This is a genomic window from Sphingomonas glacialis (assembly GCF_014653575.1).
Taxonomy (GTDB): domain Bacteria; phylum Pseudomonadota; class Alphaproteobacteria; order Sphingomonadales; family Sphingomonadaceae; genus Sphingomonas; species Sphingomonas glacialis.
This window is the reverse complement of record NZ_BNAQ01000001.1, coordinates 143,461-165,892: the sequence shown is the minus strand read 5'-3', so window position 1 is coordinate 165,892 and position 22,432 is coordinate 143,461. Positions and strand designations below refer to the sequence as shown.

The following is a 22,432-nucleotide window of genomic DNA, read 5'->3' as shown; positions in this document are numbered from 1 at the left end:
ATCGCCTTCGCCTGCGTCCTGCGATACGGAAGGCCGTGCGCGGGACTCTCGCGCCTGGTTCTAGCCGCGAGTTCGATATCACTATGCATCGCCCCCGTTCCGCTCGGAGACTCGACATCCGCTTCGACAGGATTGTGCGGTGATCGCGCGGCTCGTTGCCATCATGGCACGGCTGCGCGATCCGGCGACGGGCTGCGAATGGGACGTCGCGCAGGATTTCGCGAGCATCGCGCCGTATACGATCGAAGAGGCCTATGAAGTCGCCGACGCGATCGCGCGCGACGACATGGCCGATCTCAAGGACGAGCTCGGCGACCTCTTGCTCCAGGTCGTGTTCCACAGCCGGATCGCCGAGGAAGCCGGCCTGTTCGCGCTGCCCGACGTGGTCGCCGCGATCAGCGACAAGATGGAGCGCCGCCATCCGCACATCTTCGGCGATGCCGCCAACGGCGGGCACCAGCGCTGGGAACAGATCAAGGCCGAGGAACGCGCCGCAAAGGGGGCCGGCGGTGCGCTCGACGGCGTCGCGGTCGGCCTGCCCGCGCTACTCCGCGCCGAAAAACTGCAGAAGCGCGCGGCGCGGACCGGGTTCGACTGGCCCGATACCGAAGGCCCGCGCGCGAAGATCCACGAGGAAATCGCGGAGGTCGAGGCAGCGGCGACGCACGACGAGCGCGAGGACGAGATCGGCGACTTGCTGTTCTCGGTCGTGAATTGGGCGCGCAAGCTCGGGGTCGACCCGGAGGCCGCGCTACGCCGCGGCAATGCGAAGTTCGAGCAGCGCTTCAAGGCGATGGAGAGCGCAGCGGGCGATGGTTTCGCGGCGCTGTCGCTCGAAGAGAAGGAAGCGCTGTGGCAGTCGATCAAGCGTATACGGCAGGACTAAGCGCGCTCGCATAGGCACTCTGCACGGTCCAGCCGAGGCTGGTGTAGAGCGCCCTTCCCTGATCGGTCGCGACGAGGATTTCGCGCGAGGCCGCATCCCGCCGCTGTCCGCGTAATGCGCCCATCACCGCATGGCCGAGACCGCGCCGTTGGTGATCGGGACTGGTGACGATCCGGTCGTAGGCGAACACCCCCGCCGTCTCGGCCGCATAGCCGCTTGCCGCGAACGTTCCGTCGGGTGCGACGATCGTCGCGGCGATCACGCCGTCGGTCTCATCGACCCTCAGACGATAGCCGGCAGCTAACGGGCGGTGCGTCGGATCGACCGTAGCGGTCATTACCCAGCAGCGCGCCTGAAGCGCCCAGTCGTTCGGCAGAAGCGCCAGCATATCGGCATCGGTCGCGCAAACCTTGATGAACACCTGCGGTCGCCCGATCGTCCGCGCGAGCGTCGAAATCTCCCGATCGGCGCGCGCGAAGATGTAGCGGCACCATTCCAAATCGCTGCGCGTATCGACGCGCCAGCCGCCGTGATCGCCGATGGGCGCAGCAACCCCGCGTGCGCAGGAACGCGCCGCGACCCAGCCCGCGATCAGCGCGGGATCGACACCTCTAGCGTTGGGCGAAGCGCTCATAGTCGCGCTCGGCCATCCGCACGTCGTAGATCGCCTGCTCGCCTTCGACCGATTGCGACAGCACGTCGCCATGCGCGTGCAGCCACGCCGCGCCCGCGCCGTCGCCGGCGTCGAGCAGGATCGTATAGCGCCGATGGCTCGCGGTCAGCAGCGCGGCAACGGTGTCGAGCAGGCCCGCCACCCCTTCCCCGCTCAGCGCAGAGATCGCCACGACATCCTCGCGCCGCTCGGCCTCGCCGAGCCATTCGGCACGCTCGTCTTCGTCGAGCAAGTCGAGCTTGTTCCACGCTTCGATCCGCGGCACCGACGTATCGACGCCGATGTCGCGCAACACGGTCTCGACATCGTCGCGCTGCACGAGCGTATCGGGATGCGCGATGTCGCGGACGTGGATCAGCAGATCGGCCGAGACCACTTCCTCGAGCGTCGCCTTGAACGCCGCGACGAGCTGGGTCGGCAGTTCGGAGACGAAGCCGACGGTGTCCGAGAGGATCGCCTTGTCGATCCCCGGCAGCGCGATCTGGCGCAGCGTCGGGTCCAGCGTCGCGAAGAGCAGATCCTCGGCCATGACGTCAGCACCCGTCATCCGATTGAAAAGCGTCGATTTTCCGGCGTTGGTATAGCCGACGAGCGCGATCACCGGCCACGGCGCGCGCTGGCGGCGGTCGCGGTGCAGGCCGCGTGTGCGCGACACTTGCTCGAGCTCCTTCTTCAGCCGCGCCATGCGGTCGCGGATCAAGCGCCTGTCGGCCTCGATCTGCGTCTCGCCCGGGCCGCCGAGGAAGCCGAAGCCGCCGCGCTGACGTTCCAGATGGGTCCAGCTCCGCACGAGCCGCCCCGCTTGGTAATCGAGATGCGCGAGCTCGACTTGCAGGCGACCCTCGGCGGTCGCGGCGCGCTCGCCGAAGATTTCGAGGATCAGCCCGGTACGGTCGATCACCTTGGCCGACAGCGCCTTTTCGAGGTTGCGCTGCTGGACCGGCGTGAGGTTTGCGTCGAACACGACCAGCTCGGCCTCGCCCATCCGCACCGTGGCGGCGAGTGCCTCGAGCTGACCCTTGCCGATCAGCGTCGAGGGCTGGAGCGTGCGCACCTTGATCGCGACGCGATCGACCACTTCGACATGGATCGCCATGGCGAGACCGGCGGTTTCAGCCAGCCGCGCCTCGGCGTCGCGCGTCGATGCACCGGTATCGGGATAGACGACGACCGCCTTGGCACCGCGCGCTACGTCGTCGCGGTCACGTTCGAAACCTGTGGTCAATCTTCGTCCGAACCTGCTGTTTCATCAGCCAAATTGAGGGGGTGCGCGGGCTGGATCGTCGAGACCGCATGCTTGTAGACGAGCTGCGCCATGCCGTCGCGCTGGAGCAACATGCAGAACAGGTCGAACGCCGCGATCTGTCCCTGCAGCATCACGCCGTTGACGAGGAACATCGTCACGTTGTCCTCCGACTTGCGCACTGCGTTGAGGAAGATTTCCTGCAGCAACGGCTGCTTGCGCTGCGCCTCACCGACCGCATTGACGATCGCGTCGATGTCGACGGTGTTCGACGGCATGATCGTCGAAATCGCGTGCTTGTAGATCAGCTGCGACTGACCGTCGCGGCGGAGCAGCACCGAGAAATTGTCGAACCAGGTGACGATGCCCTGGAGCTTGACGCCCTTGACGAGGAACATCGTGATCGGGGTCTTAGTGCGGCGGAGCGCATTGAGGAACAGGTCTTGCAGCGAGGTGTGTTTGTCGGCCATCGGTCGATCCTATGTTTTTGGCGGGTGGTTCCCGCAGTGCGCCGGTTCCGGCGTCGAGATGCGCCTGAGTGACGCTAGACGTGATTTAGGGTGCCGGGGGCGGTTCGTCCAGCGGGTGGGGGTAGAAAGGGGCGGTCGTTGCGTTTCCCTTACGCGCTCAACCACTCGGTTGTGAGCTCGCCGCGATGCCCCTCCGGCGCGAGCACCGCGCGCAAGGCGTCCAGCAAAGGCGGCAACGCCTGCGTGAAGGCGTAGGGCGGATTGACGATAAAAAGGCCCGCGCCATTATAGATGCCGGGCCGATCTTCGTCGTACAGCCAATGCTCCACCCCCAGCACTTTCGGGATGCCGAGCTTGCGTACCTGCGCCTTCCACCGCGAATGCGTGGCGCGGTCTTTCAGCGGATACCAGATCACCGTCACGCCATGCGCCCATTTGCGGTGAGCGGCAGCGAGCGTTGCCGTGATCCGGTCGCGTTCGTCCAATTGCTCATAAGGCGGATCGACCACCACCACGCCGCGCGCGGTTCGGGGCGGCAGCATCGCCAGCCACAGCTCATAGGCGTCGCGCTCGTGGACGGCAGCGGACGTGGCGCGCATGACGCCGCGCAAGGTATAGGCGTCCTCTGGATGTTTTTCGTTGAGGATCAGCAAGTCCTGTGGTCGCAGAAGCTGCGCGAGAAACCGCGGCGAGCCGGGGTAGAGCTGCGGCCCGGTACCGACATTCACCGCTTGTACGGCGGCGCGGTACGCGTCCAGCAAGGGGTTCTGGTCGGCAAAGGCCCGCAGCACGCCCTGCGCGGATTCGCCGGTGCGTTGGGCCTCGTCGCCGCCAAGGTCGTACAGCCCGCAGCCGGCATGCGTGTCGATCAGCGTCAGCGCGCCCGGTTTTTGCTGCAAGGCCCGCATAAGGGCGATCAACAGGCTGTGCTTGACGACGTCGGCGCTATTGCCGGCATGGAAGGAATGGCGATAATTCATTGCAACTCAAAATCCTGACGATCGACCTTTTAGACGTGCTGCAGGGGGTTGGGTGGAGCACGCGTGGCGAAAGTACCAATCCGGGGCTCGTATAAAGCCGGTTGGAAATCTTCAACGCTCTTCCGGGACGCGCCTCAGGCCCGCGTTCGCGATCGTACCAGCGGCGGAGAATTGCGGCGCCGAGCGCTTGAGACTGCCCGATCATCGAGAGACCGGACGCGACTGGAATAACCGCGTCAGTCCCCGCCCGCCCCTCAATCCTCTCGCACCTCGGTGATCCCCAGCAATTTGAGCTTCCGGTGCAACGCCGAGCGCTCCATCCCGATGAAGTTCGCCGTCCGCGAGATATTGCCCGAGAAGCGCCGGATCTGCACGCGCAGATACTCACGCTCGAACGTCTCGCGCGCCTCGCGCAGCGGCGAGCCCATGATCGCCGTCCCGCTTCCGCCGAGCTCGCCCGGATCGCCGAGGATGTCGGCCGGCAGCATGTCGAGGTCGATCCGCCCGATCCGGTCGCCCGGCGCCATGATGATCGTACGCTCGACCACGTTGCGCAGCTGGCGGACATTGCCAGGCCATTCGTACGATTGCAGCGCGACCATAGCGTCGGGCGCGACTTCAGGGGTCGGCACGCGACGTTCGGACGCGTAATGCGCCATGAAATGGTCGATCAGCGCGGGAATGTCCTCACGTCGCTCAGCGAGGCCGGGGATCGCGACGGGGACGACGTTGAGGCGATAATAGAGATCCTCGCGGAAGCGCCCTTCCGCGATCTCGTGCGTCAGGTCGCGCGCGGTTGCCGAGACGACGCGGACGTCGACCTTGACGATGCGCTGCCCGCCGACGCGGCTGAAGCTCTGGTCGGTCAGCACGCGCAGGATGCGGCCTTGCGTGGCGAGCGGCATGTCGGCGATCTCGTCGAGGAACAGCGTCCCGCCATGCGCCTGCTCGAGCAGCCCCGACCGGACGAGCTGGCCGGCTTCCTCGGCGCCGAACAGTTCCTCCTCGACGCGTTCGGGCGTCATCCTTGCTGCATTGACGATGACGAACGGCGCATTGGCGCGCTGGCTCCAACCGTGGAGCAACCGTGCGGCGACTTCCTTGCCGACGCCCGCCGAGCCCATGATCAGCACGCGGCTGCCCGTCGCGGCGACGCGCTTCAAGGTCGCGCGCACCCCGTTGATCGCGGCGGAATTTCCGGTGAGATCGTTGTTCTGCCCGACCGATTCGCGCAAAGACGCGATCTCGCGACGCAGGCTCTCGGTCTCGGTCGCGCGCGCGACCATCAGCAGCAGGCGCTCGGCCTCGAACGGCTTTTCGATGAAATCGGCGGCACCGCGGCGGATCGCGGCAACGGCGGTGTCGAGATTGCCATGGCCCGAGATCATCAGCACGGGGATCGACGGATCGCGCCGCTTGATCTCGTCGAGCAGTTCGAGCCCGTCGAGCCGCGAGCCGTGGAGCCAGACGTCGAGCAAGACGAGCGACGGGCGGCGCACCGAGATCGCCTCGAGCGCCGAGTCGCTGTCGGCAGCGACGCGCGCGCCATAGCCTTCGTCTTCGAGGACGCCGGCGACCAGATCGCGAATGTCACGTTCGTCATCGACGACGAGGATGTCGAGGGGCATGGCTCAGGTCCGGTTCTGTAAAAGGGCGGGTGCGGGCGTGTCGGCGATGCCCCCATCGCCTCCATCACCCTGGTCGAGATTGGCAAGCATCGCCGTGTCGAAACGCACGGTAACGATCGTGCCCCCCCCGGGGCGGTCGTCGAAGGCGATCGTGCCGCAATGTTCCTCGACGATCTTCTTGACGATCGCGAGGCCAAGCCCGGTGCCGCGCGCGCGCGTCGTGACATAGGGCTCGACAATGCGGTCGCGATTGGCGGGGAGCCCGATGCCAGTGTCGGCGAGCGTCAGGGTGGCATGCCCCTCGCCTTCGCTCACCGTCATCGCGATTTCGGCCGAGAGCGCGTCGGTATGCGCCTCGACGGCTTCGACCGCGTTCTTGACGATATTGGTCAGCGCCTGGCCGATCTGGCGGCGGTCGCACACCAGGATCGGGCCGGGATCGTCATGCGTCAGCGTGAAGACGATGCCGGGGTGCGCGACTTCGTGGAGGAACATCGTCTGGCGCGCGAGATCGACGAGCGATTCCTCGCGAAAGACGGGCTTCGGCATCCGCGCGAACGAGGAGAATTCGTCGACCATCCGGCGCAGATCGCCGACCTGGCGGATGATCGTCTCGGTCAAGCGCGCGAAGGTCGTGTCCTCGGGGTCGATCTGCTTGCCATAGCGGCGCTGGAGCCGCTCGGCGGCGAGCTGGATCGGGGTCAGCGGGTTCTTGATCTCATGCGCAATCCGGCGCGCGACGTCGGACCAAGCGGCGCGCCGCTGGTCGAGCAATTGCCCGGTGATGTCGTCGAAGGTCAGGATCGGGCCTTCCGCCGCGCGCGTGACCTTGACCGCGAGCGTGCGCGCCTCGCCCCCGCCCGCGCCGAGCTCGACGATCGCCTCGCGCTCCTTGCCTTCGACCAAAGCGGCAAGCTCGGGCGAGATCAGGCTGAGCGGCTTGCCGGCTAGCGTATCCTCGGCGCCGTCGAGCAAGGTGACCGCCGAGCGGTTGATCAGCCGGATCGTCCCGTCGGGCGCGACCGAGATGACGCCTGCGGTTACCCCCGACATCACCGCCTCGATCAGCGCACGGCGGCTTTCGAGCGCGCTGTTCTGCGTCTGCAGGCGGCTGGTCATGCCGTTGAAGGCGTTGGCGAGCGTGCCGACTTCGTCGTCGGTCGTCGGCGTCGGCACACGCGCGCCGAGGTCACCCGCGGCGACGCGGTGCGCGGCGGCGACCAGTTCGCCGACCGGGCGCACGAGGCGATCGGCGACGGCGAGCGCGATCCACACCGCGATCGCGACGATCAGCAGCGAAATGGCGAGCAGAGCGGCGTTGAACTTGAGCTGCAACGAACGCGCCTTGACCAGCAGATCGCGATAAGTCGCAAGCACTTCGGTGCTGCGGCGCGACTGTTCCTCCATCACCTTGACGTCGGAGATCGCCACACTCAGGAAATACTGGTCTGTCGTTCCCGGGATCGCAGTCAGCGTCTCGATGCGGTTACCTTTGACTGTCGTCACGCTCGGCGTCCCGGCCCGCACCTGGTTGAGATCTGTGACGCTGATCTCGTTGCGCAAGTCGAGCTTATCGGGGTTGATTGCGTAGATCGGCTGAATGTCGTTCTTGGGACTGGCGGAAAAGATGAAGCCGTCCGACAGGCTGCGGAAGTAAATCTGGTAAAAGAAAATGTTTTCGAAAGCCGGTGAACCCGACTTGAACTCAGGATAGCCGGCGATGTCCTGCGCTGCAGTTACGGTAGCTTGCTGCCAGCGCTTGAGCATTTGTTGGTACGACGTCTTAGCGACCCCGGTGGCGTTCTCGATCATGTCGCGCGCCTGGTCGGAATACCAGAATTGCACGCCGTACTGGAACAGCAGCGAGGCGAAGATCACGACGAGCAAAGTCGGTACCGCGGCGACCATCGAGAAGATCGCGACGAGCCGAACGTGGAGCCGCCCGCGCCCACCAATTGGCGAGCGCGCGGCACGGCGCATCGCGACGCGGCGGCCGAGCAGGACGAGCAATGCGACGCCGGGCAGCAGGTTCGACACGAGCAGCAAGGCGACGACGGCAGGGCTGAGCAGGCTCTGCGAGGCGGCACCGCTCGCGATGACGAAATAGCTTGCGACCGCGATCGCGATCGCACCAGCGACGACCGAAAGCTCGAGCGCGGGTGTCACGCTGATCCACGACCGCGAGGCCGGCACAGACACAGGAGAGGCCGAAGCGTCGCTCATCGTGACATTGCTACAACGCTTGCGTTGCAAGGAAAACACACAAAACTGTAATCTATCGCACTTCGGCCCCCTTCGGGCCCCCTCCCGGCGTCGTCGCGGGCCAATCAGGGGTCGATTCCAAGCACGTCGAGTCGTTTGCGCAGCGTATTGCGGTTGATCCCGAGCGCCCGCGCGGTGCGCACTTGGTTCTGCCCGTGGCGCGCAAGGAGTGCCTCGATCAGCGGCCGTTCGACCTCGGCGATGATCCGGTCATAGAGCGTCCCGTCGTCGAGCGCGGCGGGTTCCTCGATCGCCAGTCGCTCGATCCGCGCACGGATCGCAGCGTCGATGCCGGCATCGACGTGCGTCGCGACCGACGACATCGCACCGCCGAGGGTCGCGCGGACCTCGTCGGCGTCGATTCGCTCGTCGCGCGCGAGCACCGCGACGCGGCGCATCATGTTCTCGAGCTCGCGGACGTTGCCCGGCCAGTCATAGGCTTCGAGCACGGCGATCGCATCGGTATCGAGCTGCTTGCGCGGGAGCCCGTCCTCGGCCGCACGGTCGAGGAAATGGCGTGCCAGCAAGGCGATGTCCTGCCGCCGGGCGCGAAGCGCGGGCAGCATCACGGGCACGACATTGAGGCGGTAGAACAGATCTTCGCGGAATTGCCCGCCCGCGACGAGCTGTGCGAGCTCACGATTGGTCGCTGCAACGATGCGGACGTCCGCCCGAATCGTCCGCGCGCCGCCGACCGTGGTGAACTCGCCCGATTGCAGCACGCGCAGCAGCCGCGTCTGCGCTTCCATCGGCATGTCGCCGATCTCGTCGAGGAACAAAGTGCCGCCCGCAGCCTGCTCGAAGCGCCCGGCCGAGCGCGCCTGCGCGCCGGTAAAGGCCCCGCGTTCGTGGCCGAACAGCTCGGCCTCGATCAGGTCGCGCGGGATCGCCGCCATGTTGAGCGCGATGAACGGCGAGCGGCGGCGCGGTCCGAGATCGTGGATGGCGCGCGCGACGAGTTCCTTGCCGGTCCCCGATTCGCCCGAGACGAGCACGGTAAGGTCGTTCGACACGACGCGTGCGATGATGCGGTAGACGTCCTGCATCGCGGGCGATCGCCCGATCAGCGGCAGCGCGCGGTCCTCGGCCTCGATCGGCTCCGCGATGCCGCCCGACCCACGCGACAGCGCGCTCTGCACGGTGCGTGAGAGCGCATCGAGATCGAAGGGCTTGGGCAGATAATCGAACGCGCCGACTTCGGTCGATCGCACCGCCGTCGTCAGCGTGTTCTGCGCCGACAGCACGATGACGGGGAGCCCGGGATGCGCCAGCACGATACGCTCGACCAGATCGAGCCCGTTGCCGTCTGGCAGCTTGACGTCACTGATCAGCACGTCTGGCAAAGCCGTCGCGATCTGCACCTCGGCCTCGGCGATCGTCGCGGCGGTCAGCACGCGGTGGCCGTCGCGCTTTAGCGCTTGCCCGACGACGGTGCGGATCGCGGCATCGTCGTCGAGAACGAGGATCCGGCCGGTGCGGCTCACGCATCGCCTCGCGGGAGCAGGATGCGGAAGACGGTCATTGGCGGGGCTCCCTCGCGCGCGAACTGGATGATCCCGCCCATGTCGCGCACCAGCTTGTCGACGAGCGCGAGGCCGAGCCCCTGCCCCTCCGGCTTGCCCGAGATGAACGGGTCGAACAGATGTTCGGCAATGTCGGCGGGTGGGCCGGGGCCATTGTCACTCACGCAGATCTCGATCGGCAAGCGCTGACGCGGCTTTCCGGGGGCGGGCGCGACCGCCATGCCGTGACGATAGGCGGTGGCGAGCGTGATCCGCGCATCGGCCTGCTCGCTCGTCGCTTCGCTGGCATTCTTGAGCAAGTTGAGCACGACTTGCAGGATCGCATCGCGATCGAGCTGGACCGTGGGGAGCGACGGATCGAACCGCTCCTCGATCGTCACGTGGCGCGCAAAGCCGGCGAGCGCGACGCGGCGCGCATGGCCGAGCAGCGGATAGATGTTCTCGGGCGCGAGCTTCAAGGGCCGCGTATCGGTGAAATCCTGCATCCGGTCGATCAGCGCGGCGATGCGGTCGACCTCGGTGGTGATGAGCGTCGTCAGTTCCTCGGCGCCCTTCCCGTTCGACAGCAATTGCGCCGCGCCGCGGATGCCCGATAGCGGATTCTTGATCTCATGCGCGAGCATCGCCGCCGCGCCGATCGCGGCGCGCGCCGCCGCGGCGCGGTCGGCGCTGTGCCCCATCCGGCGCGAGGTGGCCGCATGGTGCAGCGTGATGGTGTGCCAGCCGGGATGATCGGCGACGCGCGTCTCGATATAGTCGACGCGGATCTTGCCGCCACGCTTGAGCGCGATCTCGGTGTCGAACGCGGCGAGCCCGTGATTGTCGCGGGCGTTTGGCTGGCTCGGCGGGGTCATCACCGAGACGAGCGGATGGCCGAGCATCGCGCGTTCCGAGAGGTTGAGCAGCGTCTCGCATTCGGCATTGGCGAAGACGATGCAGCCGGTGCCATCGACGACGAGCACCGCCACGGGCAGCGCCGCGAACAGATCGGCGAAATCTGGTCCCCCGATCGCCTTCACGCGGCGGCGCGGCTGCACCAGGGGGCGTAGAATTCGGCGAGCATCGCCTTGACGACCTTGGGGTCGGGGATCTGATTGACCTTGTTGCGGAACTCGGCCGAGCCGTGGAGGCCGCGCGTGTACCAGCCGATATGCTTGCGCGCCATGTTGACCCCGGTCTCGTTGCCATAATGGCTGAGCATCGCTTCGTAATGCTCAGCAATGACGGTGTATTGCTCTTCGATCGAGGGATCTTCGACGCGCCGGCCAGTGGCGAACCATTCCATCACCTGGCCGAGCAGCCACGGGCGACCGTACGATCCGCGGCCGATCATGATGCCGTCGGCGCCCGACTGTTCGAGCGCCGCCTCGGCGTCCTCGATCGAATTAATGTCGCCATTGGCGATCACCGGGATGCTCACCGCGTCCTTGACCGAGCGGATGAACGCCCAGTCGGCATTGCCCTTGTACATCTGGTTGCGCGTGCGGCCGTGGACGGTGACGAGCTTGACCCCGAGATCCTGCGCGATCTGCGCCAGCTCAGGCGCGTTGAGGCTTGCATGGTCCCAACCCATCCGCATCTTCAGCGTGACGGGAACGCTGACCGCATCGACCACGCCCTTTATGATTGCGCCCGCCATGTCGAGATCGCGCATCAGCGCCGAGCCGGCATCGCCGTTGGTGACCTTGCGCACTGGGCAGCCCATGTTGATGTCGATGATCGCGGCGCCGCGATCCTCGCTGAGCTTTGCCGCCTCGCCCATTTCGTACGGCGTGCAGCCGACCAGCTGCATCGAGACGGGGTTCTCGATCGGTGCCCAGGCGGCCTTTTGCAGCGACTGGCGCGTCTCACGGATCGCGGCCTGGCTCGCCACCATCTCGGTGACGTTGAGCCCCGAACCATAGCGCCGCACGAGCGTGCGGAACGGCATGTCGGTAACGCCCGTCATCGGTGCGAGAATCACCGGCGAGGCGATCGTCACGGGGCCAATCTGGAGCGGGGCGAGGCGCGAAGTCACGGGATAGGGTCTGCCTGAAAAACGGGCAGCCTATAGGGGAAAGGGCGCGAAGCGGCAAGCATATGCAGCTGGGCTGGCGGGTCGCGCGCGGTTGGGCTAGGCGCTCATCGCATGACGAACCCCCGCACCGCTGCGTTGATCGTCGCCGCAGGAACCGGCGTGCGCTCGGGCAGCCCGATCCCCAAGCAATATGCGCCGCTCTGCGGCAAGGCCGTGCTGGCGTACTCTTATGCTGCGCTGTCAGCGCATCCGGCGATCGACCGGGTTATCGTGGTGATCGGCGCTGGTCAGGAAGCGGCGTTGCGCGCGGCGCTTGGCGAAGTGGAGTATGTGATCGGCGGCGCTTCGCGGCGGTTGTCGGTGCTCGCCGGCCTGGAAGCGCTCGACCGTCTCCCCGGCGAAGGCCGGGGCCGCCTCGTTGTAGCGAACGACGCGAACAACGCAGCGGCCCCGGCCTCCGCCGGGGCGACGGATGGGGTAGCGCGAGTCCTGATCCATGACGCCGCCCGGCCGTTCCTCAGCGCCGCGGTCATCGATCGACTGCTCGCCGCGCTCGATACGCATGACGGCGCCGTCCCTGCCCTTCCCGTCGCCGACACGCTCGCCAAGGGCGATGCCGAGCTCGGGGAAACCGTGCCGCGCGACTCGCTGCATCGCATCCAGACACCACAGGCCTTTCTCTTTCCAACCGCCCTCGCCGCGCATCGCGGCTGGCCAAATGACGGATCGGGTGACGAACCGACCGACGACGCGCAAATGGTGCGTGCCGCCGGCGGCAGCGTCGCGCTGGTCGCAGGAGACCCCATGCTCGAGAAGATCACCCACCCCGCCGATTTCGCCGCCGCCGAGGACCGCCTCGCCACCACGCTGCGCACGCGCATGGCGACCGGGTTCGACGTCCATCGGCTCGAAGTAGGCGAGGAGCTGTGGCTCGGTGGCGTCAAGATTCCGCACGACAAGGGCCTGTCGGGACACAGCGACGCCGACGTCGCGCTCCACGCGATCACCGATGCGCTGCTTGGCACGATCGCGGCGGGCGATATCGGCACGCACTTCCCGCCGAGCGACCCGCAATGGCGTGGTGCCGACTCGGCGCAGTTCCTCCAGCATGCCGCCTCGCTCATCACCGAGCGCGGCGGGATCATCGATTTCGTCGATCTGACATTGATGTGCGAGGAGCCCAAGATCGGCCCGCACCGCGCTGCGATGCGCGACCGGATCGCAGACCTCTTGCAGCTCGACACGGATCAGGTCAGCATCAAGGCGACGACGACCGAGCGGCTCGGCTTCACCGGGCGCGGCGAAGGCATCGCGGCGCAGGCGGCGGCGACGGTCCGCGTTCCAGGGGGCAAGAAATGAAGCGATTGCGCACATTCGCAGCACTCTGGATCGGGGCGACCGCGATGGTCGGCGCGCAAGCGGCCCCGACCGACCTGCCATGCCTCACCACGCAAGAAGGGCAGTCGCTCGTCCAGGTCGCGCTGCCTGACGTGCTCGACGCGGTCGGCAAGACGTGTGCGACGGCGCTCCCGGCGACGGCGACGCTGCGCGCGGGGCTCCCCGCGCTGATCGCGCGCTATCGCGCCAATGGCGATGCGGCGTGGGTCGCCGCAAAGCCGGCGATCGGCAAGCTCGGCGGTGAACAGCTGCGTGACATGAACCCCGACGTGCTGCGCCCGCTGATCTCGACGATCATGGGGCCGCTGATCGCCAAGGACATCAAGCCCGGCGACTGCCCGCGGATCGATCGCATCACCGGGCTGCTCGCTCCGCTGCCCGTCGCCAACACCGCCGCGCTGGTGGTCGAACTGTTCCAGCTCGGTACCGGCCGCAGCAAGACGCGCGCACCCTTCTCGATTTGCCCGACCCATGGATAAGATCGATTCGATCCTGCCCGCCGAGCTGGTCGAGGCAGCGCGCAAGGTCGTCACCGCCAATCTCGCAGCCGGACGCCGCGTGACGCTGGCGGAAAGCTGCACCGGCGGGCTCGTCGCGGCGGCGCTGACCGAGATCCCGGGATCGTCCGAGATGTTCGAGAGCGGGTTCGTGACCTATTCGAACGACGCCAAGCTCGAGATGCTCAACGTCAGCGCCGATGTGCTGGAGACCTTCGGGGCGGTGTCGGTGGCGACCGCGTGGAGCATGGCGCAGGGCGCGCTCGAGGCGACTGGCGCCGACATTGCCGTGGCCATTACCGGCGTCGCGGGGCCAGGCGGTGGGACCGAGAAAAAGCCTGTCGGCACCGTCGTCTTCGCACGCGCCGAACGCGGTGCCGATCCGGGACATGTCGTCGCCGATCGCAAGGATTTCGGCAATCTCGGACGCGGCGGGGTGCGGCTTCAGGCGGCGCTGTGCGCGCTCGAGCTGCTATTGCCACCCGAGGCCGCGGGCGACGCGTAAAGCACCGCCGCGCGGTCCTCGAACGCGCCGATCATCTTGCGCAGCGCGGTGCCGAACACCTGGCCCGCGAGCATTTCGAACACGCGGTTCTTGAACGCGAAGTCGACGGTGAAGTCGACCGCGCAACCCGCCCCGTCGGGCCGGAACACCCAGTCGTTGCGCAGATATTTGAGCGGCCCGTCGAGATATTCGACATGGATGCGGTTGGGGCGTTCCTTGTCGACCTTCGAGGTGAAGGTCTCGCGCAGGCCCTTGAACCCGACGATCATGTCGGCGGTAAGCTCGGTCGCGCTGTTCGAGCGGACGCGGATCGCCGAGACCCATGGGAGGAACTCGGCATAGCGGCCGACATCGGCGACCAGATCGAACATCTGCTCTGGAGTGTAGGGCAATCGCCGGGTTTCGGAATGACGCGGCATTACCGGACTGCGAACTTTGCCTCACGCGCGGCACGCAGGCGGGCGAAATCGTCGCCGGCGTGATAGCTCGAGCGCGTCAGCGGCGAGCTTGCCACGAGCAGGAAGCCCTTCGCGCGCGCGATCGCTGCATACGCGTCGAACGTAGCTGGCGGGATGAAGTCCATCACCTTGGCGTGGCGCGGAGTGGGCTGAAGGTACTGCCCCATCGTCAGGAAGTCGATTTCGGCGCTTCGCATGTCGTCCATCACTTGATGGACTTCGAGCCGCTCCTCGCCGAGTCCGAGCATGACGCCCGACTTGGTGAAGATCCGCGGGTCGTGGCGCTTGACGCTCTCAAGCAAGCGCAGCGATGCGTAGTAGCGGGCACCCGGGCGGATCGTCGTGTAGAGCCGCGGGACGGTCTCGAGATTGTGGTTGTAGACGTCGGGGCCGGCCTCGACGATCGACTCGACCGCGGCTTGCGTCTTGTTGCGGAAATCGGGGGTGAGGATTTCGATCGTCGTCGTCGGCGTGGTCGCGCGGAGCGCCTGGATCACCTTGACGAACTGCGACGCGCCGCCGTCGGGCAGATCGTCACGATCGACCGAGGTTACGACGATGTGCTGCAAACCCATCTGCGCCGCCGCATCGGCGACATTCTGCGGTTCGAGTTTATCGACCGCGCGCGGCATCCCCGTCTTGACGTTGCAGAACGCGCAGGCGCGCGTGCAGGTATCGCCGAGGATCATCACCGTCGCGTGTTTCTTGCTCCAGCATTCACCGATGTTGGGGCAGGCCGCTTCTTCGCAGACGGTCGTCAGGCTCTTCGAGCGCATCAGTTCGCGGGTCGCGGCGAACCCCGCCGAAGTGGGCGCCTTCACCCGCAGCCAGTCGGGCTTGCGTTCACGGGGCGGGCGGGCGAGCGGGGACATCTCGTTCATGGCTGTGCAGATAGCGATTGACGACGCGGCTTGCCACCCCCTCTTCTCCTCCGTTAAAAGCAGCACATGACCGATTTCAGCGACCTCGTCGGCGGGTATCACCGCTTCCGTTCCACCGACTACATCCGTCAGCGCGACCGCTGGGCGGAATTGGCCGAGGGGCAGAGCCCCAAGGTAATGGTGATCGCGTGTTCGGACAGCCGAGTCGATCCAGCGCAAGTGTTCGACACGTCGCCGGGCGAGATCTTTGTCGTCCGCAACGTCGCCAATCTGGTGCCGCCGTTCGAGCTCGACGGGTCGCGCCACGGCGTTTCGGCCGCGCTCGAATTCGCGGTGAGCCAGCTCAAGGTCGGCGAGATCGTCGTGATGGGCCACGGATCGTGCGGCGGCGTCAACGCGGCGCTGACGCGCGCGTTCGAGGGCAAGGCGCCGGGCGAAGGCGGCTTCATCGCGCATTGGATCGACATGCTCGATTCGGCGCGTGACCGGATCGTCGCCGAGCACGGCACTGGCCCCGCCGCGATCCGCGAGATGGAGCTCGAAACGGTGCGCGTCAGCATCGCCAATCTCCGCACCTTCCCCAACATCCGCGAAGCCGAAGCCGCCGGGACGCTGCGGTTGCGCGGCGCCTATTTCGCGATTGCCGACGGCGTGCTGCATGTGATGGACGAAACGGGCGACTTCGCACCCGCGTAAGGTCCGCAATTGCCCGAGTCGTATCGTTCGCGTAGCACATCGCGGATGAGACCCAACACGCTGCGGACCTTGCGCCGCTATCACCATTATCTCGGCCTATTCTTCGCGCCGATGATCCTGCTGTTCTCGGTCAGCGGTGCGTTGCAAACCTTCCGGCTGCAGGAAGCGCGCGGCTATGGCGGCACGCCGCCGAACTGGATCGTGTGGATCGCCAGCGTCCACAAGGATCAGGGCCCGCCCCGCCCGCCGCGCGCCGAGCAACCCAAGCCCACCGGCGAAGCGGCCAAGCCGCGCGGCGAGGCCGAGCGCGCCGGCCCCAAGCGGCCGTCCCCGCTGCCGCTCAAGATCTTCGTCGTCCTGCTGTCGATCGCCTTGTGCGCTTCGACGATCACGGGCCTGGTGATTGCACTGTCGATCCGCTCGATGCGACGGGTCTCGATCGCAATGCTCGTCGCGGGAACGATCGTCCCGCTCGTCCTGCTATGGATCTGATCGCGCGCCGCTGACGCGCCGGCCCGTCAGGGCTTGCGTGCCAGCGCCTTGCGCGCGATCGCCTCGATTGCCGGGTCGAGCTCGGGTGGCGTCATGTCGACATGCGCCTCGAGCCGCTCGGCGATCGCGGTGAGCGCGGCGATGCGGCCGGCTTTCTTGTCGTTGCCGTCGATCACCGTCCACGGTGCCCAGCGCGTATCGGTGCGCTTGAACATGTCGTGCATCGCGTCGAGATACGCCGGCCGCTTCTCGCGGTTGCGATAATCGTCGGCGCCGGTCTTCCAGCGCTTCCAGGGATGATCGAGCCGGCTGGCGAGCCGCTCGTCCTGCTCCTTGGTCGAGACATGGACGAACAACTTGACGATCGTCGTTCCCGAATCGGCTTGCTGCGCCTCGAATTCGTTGATCTCGTCGTAACCGCGCTTCCACTCGGCGTCCTTGGCATAGCTTTCGACGCGCTCGACGAGCACACGGCCGTACCAGCTGCGATCGAACACCGCGATGTCGCCGCACGCCGGGAGCTTGGTCCAGAAGCGCCACAGGAAGTGCCGATCGAGCTCGTCCTGGGTCGGCGCCTTGATTGGCCAGACCTCGAAATTGCGCGGATCCCAGTCGGCGCACAGCCGCTGGATGATGCCGCCCTTGCCCGCCGCATCCCAGCCTTCGAGCAGGACGATCGCGCGTTTGCGGTGGACGATGTGCGCGACCTGGATATGCGACAGGCGCGTCTGGAGCTTTTTGAGCTCGGCGTCGTAATCGCCGTCGAATGGTTTGCCCGATTCGTAGTCGGAGAGTTGGATCGTCATAGTCTCCTCCCGCTGGCGCGAGGAGTTGGGAGAGGAAATGCGCGGTTCGTTGTCATGGGGTGACACTGCCCGCCCCCAGCCCCTCCCGCAAGCGGGAGGGGAGTCTTTACGGGCAGCCCCCTCGCGCGGGAGGGGAGCCTTTTCGCGCCAGGCCTTCCCGAAACGGGAGAGCGTTAGGCCGGACGCACCGCTTCGTCTGCGGGCTTCGCGGTCGCGACGCCGGCGGTCGAGCGGAGGTTCAATTCCTTGAGCTGCTTGGGCGTCGCGAAGTTGGGCGCGCCCATCATCAGATCCTCGGCCTTCTGCGTCATCGGGAAGGTGATGACCTCGCGAATGTTGGGTTCGTCGGCCAGCAGCATGACGATGCGGTCGACGCCCGGCGCCGACCCGCCATGTGGCGGCGCGCCGAACTTGAACGCGTTGATCATGCCCGCGAAGTTCGTATCGACATCGGCCTGTGTATAGCCAGCGATCTCGAACGCCTTGTACATGATCTCGGGGCGATGGTTCCGGATCGCGCCCGACGACAGCTCGATGCCGTTGCAGACGATGTCGTACTGGAACGCGAGGATATCGAGCGGATCCTTGGTCTCGAGCGCTTCCATCTCGCCCTGCGGCATCGAGAAGGGGTTGTGGCTGAAGTCGACCTTCTTGGCGTCCTCGTCATATTCGAACATCGGGAAATCGACGATCCAGCAGAATTCGAAGCGCTTGTCGTCGATCAGGCCGAGCTGGTCGGCAACGCGCGTGCGCGCAAGGCCGGCAAGCTTGGCGGCCTGCGCCGCCTTGCCGGCTGCGAAGAAGATGCCGTCGTTAGGGCCGAGGCCGAGCGCCTCGGCGATCGCCTTCATGCCATCCTGGCCGTGGTTGTTGGCGATCGGGCCGCCGAACACGCCGTCCTTCTGCGTCGCATAGCCGAGGCCGGGGAAGCCTTCGCTCTGCGCCCAGCTGTTCATCTCGTCGAAGAACTTGCGGCTCTTCTCGTGCGTGTTCGGCGCCGCGATCGCGCGGACGACGTCGCCGCCCTCGACCATCGAGGCAAAGCGACCGAAGCCCGAACCCTTGAAGTGCTCGGACACGTCGGTGATGATCAGCGGGTTGCGCAGGTCAGGCTTGTCGTTGCCGTACTTGAGCATCGATTCGCGGTACGGGATGCGCTTGAACGGCAGCGCCGAGACGGTGCGACCCTTGCCCTGCCAGTTGGCGAATTCCTCGAACACGCCGTGGAGCACGGGCTCGATCGCGGCGAAGACGTCGTCCTGCGTGACGTAGCTCATCTCGAAATCGAGCTGGTAGAATTCACCCGGAGACCGATCGGCGCGCGCGTCTTCGTCGCGGAAGCACGGTGCGATCTGGAAATAGCGGTCGAAGCCCGCGACCATCAGCAGCTGCTTGAACATCTGCGGCGCCTGCGGGAGCGCGTAGAACTTGCCGGGATGGACGCGGCTGGGGACGAGATAGTCGCGCGCGCCTTCGGGCGAAGAGGCGGTGAGGATCGGTGTCTGGAATTCGGTGAACCCCTGCCCGATCATCCGCTGGCGCAGCGACGAAATGACGTTCGAGCGCAGCAGCACGTTGGCGTGGAGCCGCTCGCGGCGCAGATCGAGATAGCGGTACTTGAGGCGGATTTCCTCGGGATATTCGGCCTCGCCGAACACCGGCATGGGCAGCTCATGCGCGAACGACTGGACGACGACGTCGCGCGCGCGGATTTCGATCTCGCCCGATGGAAGGTTGGCGTTCACCGTCTCGGCCGAGCGGGCGACGACCTCGCCGGTGATCGTCACGACCGACTCGGGGCGCAGCTTGTCGAGCACGGCGTGCGCCGGGCTGTCGCTGTCGGTGACGATCTGCGTGATGCCGTAATGGTCGCGCAGATCGACGAACAGCAGATTGCCGTGATCGCGCTTGCGATGGACCCAGCCCGACAGCTTAACCGTGGTGCCGACGTCCGCGGCGCGGAGCTGGGCGCAAGTATGAGTGCGATAAGCGTGCATAGATCTTCTCATGTTCGTCGCCCCGGCGAAGGCCGGGGCCGCTGTGTATCGGAGCGCAACGCCTGACAACGCAGCGGCCCCGGCCTCCGCCGGGGCGACGGCGAATATGGTCGATGCGCTTCCCTCTACAACCCGCCTTTGTCAAGGCGCGCGACCCTCGCTATGGGGTGGAGATGCATATCCATCCCCTGATCACCGACAGTGCCACCCTCGCCAATCTCTGCGCCCGAATGTCGCAAGCCGATTTCGTCTGCATCGACACCGAGTTCATGCGCGAGAACACCTTCTGGCCCGAACTCTGCCTGATCCAGATCGCCGATGAGAACGAGGCGGCGGCGATCGACCCGCTCGCGCCGGGGCTCGACATGAGCCCGCTGCTCCAGCTCATGGTCAATAACGAGGACGTGCTCAAGGTCTTCCATGCCGGTGGGCAGGACCTCGAAATCGTCTACAACCTCACCGGCACGACGCCGCATCCACTGTTCGACACGCAAGTCGCGGCGATGGCGCTGGGGCAAGGCGAGCAGGTCGGCTATTCGAACCTCGTCGATGCCTGGCTCGGCATCACGGTCGACAAGGGCGCGCGCTTCACCGATTGGAGCCGCCGGCCGCTCGACGCGCGCCAGATCGAATATGCGATCGGCGACGTGACGCATCTCGCCAAGATATTCCCCAAGATGCTCGAGCGGCTGCGCAAGACCGGTCGCGGCGCGTGGCTCGACCAGGAGATGGAGCGGCTCGGCGATCCCAAGAATTACGCCAACGATCCCGAGGAAGCGTGGCGCCGGATCAAGGTGCCGAGCCGCAAGCCCGAGGTGCTCGGCCGCTTGAAGGCGCTGGCGCGCTGGCGCGAGATCGAGGCGCGCGGCAAGGATCTGCCGCGCGGGCGGATCGTCAAGGACGAGACGATCGCCGATCTCGCGGGCCATGCGCCCAAGCGGCAGGCCGATCTCGCCAAGGTGCGCGGGCTTTCCGCGACCTGGGCGCAGAACGACATCGGCGCGCGGCTGATGGCGGCGCTCGAGCATGCCGAGCCGATGTCGGCCGACGAACTGCCGTCGCGCGACGACCGCAAGCCGGGGATGGGCAAGGACGGCGCGCTGGTCGCCGATCTGCTCAAGCTGCTGCTCAAGATCCGCTCGAAAGAAATCGACGTCGCCGCGCGGTTGCTGGCTCGGACAGACGATATCGACGCGCTCGCGGCTGGGCAGCGCGAGGGGCTGTCGATCCTGCAGGGCTGGCGCTTCGAGCAGTTCGGGCGCGACGCGCTCGATCTGGTCGAGGGGCGGCTGGCGTTTGCGGTGGTCAACGGCAAGCTCAAGATGACGCGGACCGAGGATATCGCGGTTTAGCCGACGTTCGACGAACTTAACCCCGTCCGTCACCCCGGCCTTGTGCCGGGGTCCACCGTGCCGCGCGTCCTGCGCGTGTTGTGCGCGTATCCCGGTGGACCCCGGGACGAGCCCGGGGTGACGGGAGGCTACTCTACGATCACCGCCTTGCGTCCCAGCGCCGTTGCCAGCGAGGCATGACGCCGCTCGACCGTCTCGCTATACAGCGCGATATCGCTGCTCTTCACGCGCAGCGTCACCGTCTCGCCATCGTCGGCGAGCGACGAGCGCTGGAGCGGTCCGGCGAGCCCACCGCTCATCCGCTGCCCGAGCCGCATCGCCAGCCCCCAATGCACCGCGCGCTTCAAGTCGAGCGGATCGGCGAGCACCGCGAGCGGCGCTGGCGTGTTGACCCCGCCCCCCAGACTCGTGTGGAGCGCCTGCGCGATCAGCGCGCGACCGCGCGCGTCGACCGCGACCCAATTGCCGTGGAGCGCGACCTCGACGCCACGCTCTGCGCGGAACTCGGGATTGGCGCGCCAACCGACATCGGCGAGCAAGCACGCCGCGAGCCGCAGTCGCGCCATTTCGGGCCGGTCGCGCGTGAAGAGCGGCGCGATCCAGCGATCGAGCAAGTCGCCATGCTCGGCGAAGCGGCCATGCCGCCGGCCTTCGTCGCGCGTAGCGACGATCAGCGGATCCTGCGCGCGGACGTCCGGGTCTAGCGCGCCGTAGAGCAGTCCTTCGCGCAGCCCGAAGGCCGAGACGATCGTGGTGTCGCTGCCGAGATGTTTGAGCAAAGACACGAGCAGCGCGGTCCCGTCGCTCAGCGTTGCCGCGCGTGCGGCGGACAGGCCCGGGATCGCGCGCAGCCAGCTCTTGTTGACGTGGCTGATCGTCCGCCCCATCCGCGCGATCGCTTCGGCGGACATCGCATATTCGTGGATCACGGGAAGCGGGTAACTGCCGAGGTGCATGTCGAGCCGCGCGAGCGCGCGCCATGATCCGCCGACGAGATAGAGCGGCAACCCCGCCCCCTTCCCCGTCCAGCCCGCGCGATCGAGCGCACGCGCGACCTCGCGCTGCAACACGCCCGGCCCCTTGTCGCGGATCGCGCCGATGCGCAGGACGCCGAGCGGGAAGGACACGCGGTCGCCGACCTTGCCGCCACGAATGCGGATCAGCTCGAGGCTGCCGCCGCCGAGATCGCCGACGATACCATCGGCCTGCGGGATCGCAGACAACACGCCGTAGCCGGCACCGGTCGCTTCCTGCTCGCCGCTGAGCAATTCGACCTCGAGCCCGAGATCGCGCGCCGCATCGAGCAGGACCTTACCGTTCGAGGCATCGCGCACCGCTGCGGTCGCGACGGTGCGCAGCCGGGTCACTTCCATCTCGCGCGCAACAGCAGCGAAGCGCGCGAGCGCGTCCTTGGCCACCGTGATGCCTGTCTCGGCAATCGCGCCAGTCTCGGCCAGGCCGCGGCCGAGCCCGGCCATCACCTTCTCGTTGAACAAGGTCGCGGGCATTCGCTCAGGCCCTTGATAGACAACGAGGCGGATCGAATTCGATCCGATATCGATGATCGCGGTGCGCGGCTCGGCGGGATCCTGCTCGCGCGCGACGACGCGATTACCGGAGACAGCGTTGTCAGGTGACGCCGCCGAGATCCTGGGGGTGGTGTCCATC

Annotated in this window: 21 protein-coding genes; 7 read left to right on the top strand and 14 right to left on the bottom strand. The window is 66.7% G+C overall.

Annotation, left to right across the window (positions count from 1 at the left end):
* Positions 1–163: 163 nt before the first annotated feature.
* Positions 164–886 carry a nucleoside triphosphate pyrophosphohydrolase gene (gene mazG / locus IE187_RS00750; RefSeq protein WP_229839253.1) on the top strand — a complete coding sequence of 241 codons (723 nt, stop codon included), beginning with the start codon at positions 164–166 and terminating at the stop codon, positions 884–886.
* Here the strand turns inward: mazG and IE187_RS00745 are convergent.
* The 9 genes from IE187_RS00745 to dusB all read right to left on the bottom strand — a co-directional run bounded on the left by IE187_RS00745 (position 864) and on the right by dusB (position 11,682).
* Positions 864–1,520, bottom strand: a complete 657-nt coding sequence (locus tag IE187_RS00745; protein ID WP_189674707.1) for a GNAT family N-acetyltransferase — start codon at positions 1,518–1,520, stop codon at positions 864–866. The two genes, mazG and IE187_RS00745, sit on opposite strands and share 23 nt — an antisense overlap.
* Positions 1,498–2,784, bottom strand: coding sequence for a GTPase HflX (gene hflX, locus IE187_RS00740; RefSeq protein WP_189674706.1), 1,287 nt, complete (start codon positions 2,782–2,784; stop codon positions 1,498–1,500). Before hflX ends, IE187_RS00745 begins: the two co-directional genes overlap by 23 nt.
* Complete coding sequence (gene hfq, locus IE187_RS00735; protein WP_189674705.1) at positions 2,781–3,272, bottom strand: RNA chaperone Hfq; 492 nt, start codon at positions 3,270–3,272, stop codon at positions 2,781–2,783. Before hfq ends, hflX begins: the two co-directional genes overlap by 4 nt.
* 149 nt (positions 3,273–3,421) lie before the next feature.
* The gene (locus tag IE187_RS00730) at positions 3,422–4,252 is read right to left on the bottom strand and encodes a 23S rRNA (adenine(2030)-N(6))-methyltransferase RlmJ (protein WP_189674704.1); all 831 of its coding nucleotides are present in this window, start codon (positions 4,250–4,252) and stop codon (positions 3,422–3,424) included.
* A gap of 254 nt (positions 4,253–4,506) precedes the next feature.
* The gene (ntrX, locus tag IE187_RS00725; protein WP_133188199.1) at positions 4,507–5,880 is read right to left on the bottom strand and encodes a nitrogen assimilation response regulator NtrX; all 1,374 of its coding nucleotides are present in this window, start codon (positions 5,878–5,880) and stop codon (positions 4,507–4,509) included.
* A 3-nt stretch (positions 5,881–5,883) separates the two neighbouring features.
* Positions 5,884–8,103 carry a sensor histidine kinase gene (locus IE187_RS00720; RefSeq protein WP_189674703.1) on the bottom strand — a complete coding sequence of 740 codons (2,220 nt, stop codon included), beginning with the start codon at positions 8,101–8,103 and terminating at the stop codon, positions 5,884–5,886.
* Between the two features lie 104 nt (positions 8,104–8,207).
* Complete coding sequence (gene ntrC, locus IE187_RS00715; RefSeq protein WP_189674702.1) at positions 8,208–9,626, bottom strand: nitrogen regulation protein NR(I); 1,419 nt, start codon at positions 9,624–9,626, stop codon at positions 8,208–8,210.
* Entirely contained in the window at positions 9,623–10,705 is a 1,083-nt protein-coding gene (locus IE187_RS00710; protein WP_189675545.1) for a two-component system sensor histidine kinase NtrB, read from the bottom strand. Before IE187_RS00710 ends, ntrC begins: the two co-directional genes overlap by 4 nt.
* Entirely contained in the window at positions 10,681–11,682 is a 1,002-nt protein-coding gene (gene dusB / locus IE187_RS00705) for a tRNA dihydrouridine synthase DusB (protein ID WP_189674701.1), read from the bottom strand. The genes IE187_RS00710 and dusB overlap by 25 nt, the downstream gene beginning before the upstream one ends.
* Before the next feature lie 111 nt (positions 11,683–11,793).
* Between dusB and ispF the strand changes: the two genes are divergently transcribed.
* From ispF to IE187_RS00690, 3 genes are read left to right on the top strand one after another with little or no spacing between them, the layout of a single operon-like run.
* Positions 11,794–13,041: a 2-C-methyl-D-erythritol 2,4-cyclodiphosphate synthase gene (ispF, locus tag IE187_RS00700; RefSeq protein ID WP_189674700.1), complete on the top strand. Its 1,248-nt coding sequence runs from the start codon at positions 11,794–11,796 to the stop codon at positions 13,039–13,041.
* Positions 13,038–13,559: a hypothetical protein gene (locus IE187_RS00695; RefSeq protein ID WP_189674699.1), complete on the top strand. Its 522-nt coding sequence runs from the start codon at positions 13,038–13,040 to the stop codon at positions 13,557–13,559. Before ispF ends, IE187_RS00695 begins: the two co-directional genes overlap by 4 nt.
* Positions 13,552–14,082: a CinA family protein gene (locus IE187_RS00690; protein WP_133188185.1), complete on the top strand. Its 531-nt coding sequence runs from the start codon at positions 13,552–13,554 to the stop codon at positions 14,080–14,082. The genes IE187_RS00695 and IE187_RS00690 overlap by 8 nt, the downstream gene beginning before the upstream one ends.
* On the opposite strand, the gene IE187_RS00685 is transcribed toward IE187_RS00690, so the two are convergent.
* On the bottom strand, positions 14,022–14,501 hold the full coding sequence (locus IE187_RS00685; RefSeq protein ID WP_133188183.1) for a type II toxin-antitoxin system RatA family toxin: 480 nt from the start codon (positions 14,499–14,501) through the stop codon (positions 14,022–14,024). The genes IE187_RS00690 and IE187_RS00685 overlap by 61 nt on opposite strands.
* Entirely contained in the window at positions 14,501–15,421 is a 921-nt protein-coding gene (lipA, locus tag IE187_RS00680) for a lipoyl synthase (protein ID WP_189674698.1), read from the bottom strand. Before lipA ends, IE187_RS00685 begins: the two co-directional genes overlap by 1 nt.
* Before the next feature lie 66 nt (positions 15,422–15,487).
* Between lipA and IE187_RS00675 the strand changes: the two genes are divergently transcribed.
* Positions 15,488–16,117 (top strand): carbonic anhydrase, encoded by a 630-nt coding sequence (locus IE187_RS00675; RefSeq protein WP_189674697.1) that lies wholly within the window; start codon positions 15,488–15,490, stop codon positions 16,115–16,117.
* A 45-nt stretch (positions 16,118–16,162) separates the two neighbouring features.
* A complete protein-coding gene (locus IE187_RS00670) occupies positions 16,163–16,609 on the top strand; it encodes a hypothetical protein (RefSeq protein WP_189674696.1) in 447 nt (148 codons plus the stop codon).
* Between the two features lie 26 nt (positions 16,610–16,635).
* Here IE187_RS00670 and IE187_RS00665 read toward each other — a convergent pair whose 3' ends face one another.
* Positions 16,636–17,415, bottom strand: coding sequence for a polyphosphate kinase 2 family protein (locus IE187_RS00665; protein ID WP_189674695.1), 780 nt, complete (start codon positions 17,413–17,415; stop codon positions 16,636–16,638).
* A gap of 173 nt (positions 17,416–17,588) precedes the next feature.
* Positions 17,589–19,412: an aspartate--tRNA ligase gene (gene aspS / locus IE187_RS00660; RefSeq protein ID WP_189674694.1), complete on the bottom strand. Its 1,824-nt coding sequence runs from the start codon at positions 19,410–19,412 to the stop codon at positions 17,589–17,591.
* 173 nt (positions 19,413–19,585) lie between these two features.
* Between aspS and rnd the strand changes: the two genes are divergently transcribed.
* On the top strand, positions 19,586–20,764 hold the full coding sequence (gene rnd, locus IE187_RS00655; RefSeq protein ID WP_189674693.1) for a ribonuclease D: 1,179 nt from the start codon (positions 19,586–19,588) through the stop codon (positions 20,762–20,764).
* A gap of 128 nt (positions 20,765–20,892) precedes the next feature.
* Here rnd and IE187_RS00650 read toward each other — a convergent pair whose 3' ends face one another.
* On the bottom strand, positions 20,893–22,431 hold the full coding sequence (locus tag IE187_RS00650; RefSeq protein ID WP_229839162.1) for a Ppx/GppA family phosphatase: 1,539 nt from the start codon (positions 22,429–22,431) through the stop codon (positions 20,893–20,895).
* Position 22,432: the final 1 nt, after the last annotated feature.

Bases quoted from the DNA above. Each gene is read 5' to 3' on its own strand.
- mazG (WP_229839253.1), top strand. From the start codon at position 164: ATGGCACGGCTGCGCGATCCGGCGACGGGCTGCGAATGGGACGTCGCG.
- IE187_RS00745 (WP_189674707.1), bottom strand. From the start codon at position 1,520: ATGAGCGCTTCGCCCAACGCTAGAGGTGTCGATCCCGCGCTGATCGCG.
- hfq (WP_189674705.1), bottom strand. From the start codon at position 3,272: ATGGCCGACAAACACACCTCGCTGCAAGACCTGTTCCTCAATGCGCTC.
- IE187_RS00730 (WP_189674704.1), bottom strand. From the start codon at position 4,252: ATGAATTATCGCCATTCCTTCCATGCCGGCAATAGCGCCGACGTCGTC.
- ntrX (WP_133188199.1), bottom strand. From the start codon at position 5,880: ATGCCCCTCGACATCCTCGTCGTCGATGACGAACGTGACATTCGCGAT.
- IE187_RS00720 (WP_189674703.1), bottom strand. From the start codon at position 8,103: ATGAGCGACGCTTCGGCCTCTCCTGTGTCTGTGCCGGCCTCGCGGTCG.
- ispF (WP_189674700.1), top strand. From the start codon at position 11,794: ATGACGAACCCCCGCACCGCTGCGTTGATCGTCGCCGCAGGAACCGGC.
- IE187_RS00695 (WP_189674699.1), top strand. From the start codon at position 13,038: ATGAAGCGATTGCGCACATTCGCAGCACTCTGGATCGGGGCGACCGCG.
- IE187_RS00690 (WP_133188185.1), top strand. From the start codon at position 13,552: ATGGATAAGATCGATTCGATCCTGCCCGCCGAGCTGGTCGAGGCAGCG.
- IE187_RS00685 (WP_133188183.1), bottom strand. From the start codon at position 14,501: ATGCCGCGTCATTCCGAAACCCGGCGATTGCCCTACACTCCAGAGCAG.
- lipA (WP_189674698.1), bottom strand. From the start codon at position 15,421: ATGAACGAGATGTCCCCGCTCGCCCGCCCGCCCCGTGAACGCAAGCCC.
- IE187_RS00675 (WP_189674697.1), top strand. From the start codon at position 15,488: ATGACCGATTTCAGCGACCTCGTCGGCGGGTATCACCGCTTCCGTTCC.
- IE187_RS00670 (WP_189674696.1), top strand. From the start codon at position 16,163: ATGAGACCCAACACGCTGCGGACCTTGCGCCGCTATCACCATTATCTC.
- IE187_RS00665 (WP_189674695.1), bottom strand. From the start codon at position 17,415: ATGACGATCCAACTCTCCGACTACGAATCGGGCAAACCATTCGACGGC.
- aspS (WP_189674694.1), bottom strand. From the start codon at position 19,412: ATGCACGCTTATCGCACTCATACTTGCGCCCAGCTCCGCGCCGCGGAC.
- rnd (WP_189674693.1), top strand. From the start codon at position 19,586: ATGCATATCCATCCCCTGATCACCGACAGTGCCACCCTCGCCAATCTC.
- IE187_RS00650 (WP_229839162.1), bottom strand. From the start codon at position 22,431: ATGGACACCACCCCCAGGATCTCGGCGGCGTCACCTGACAACGCTGTC.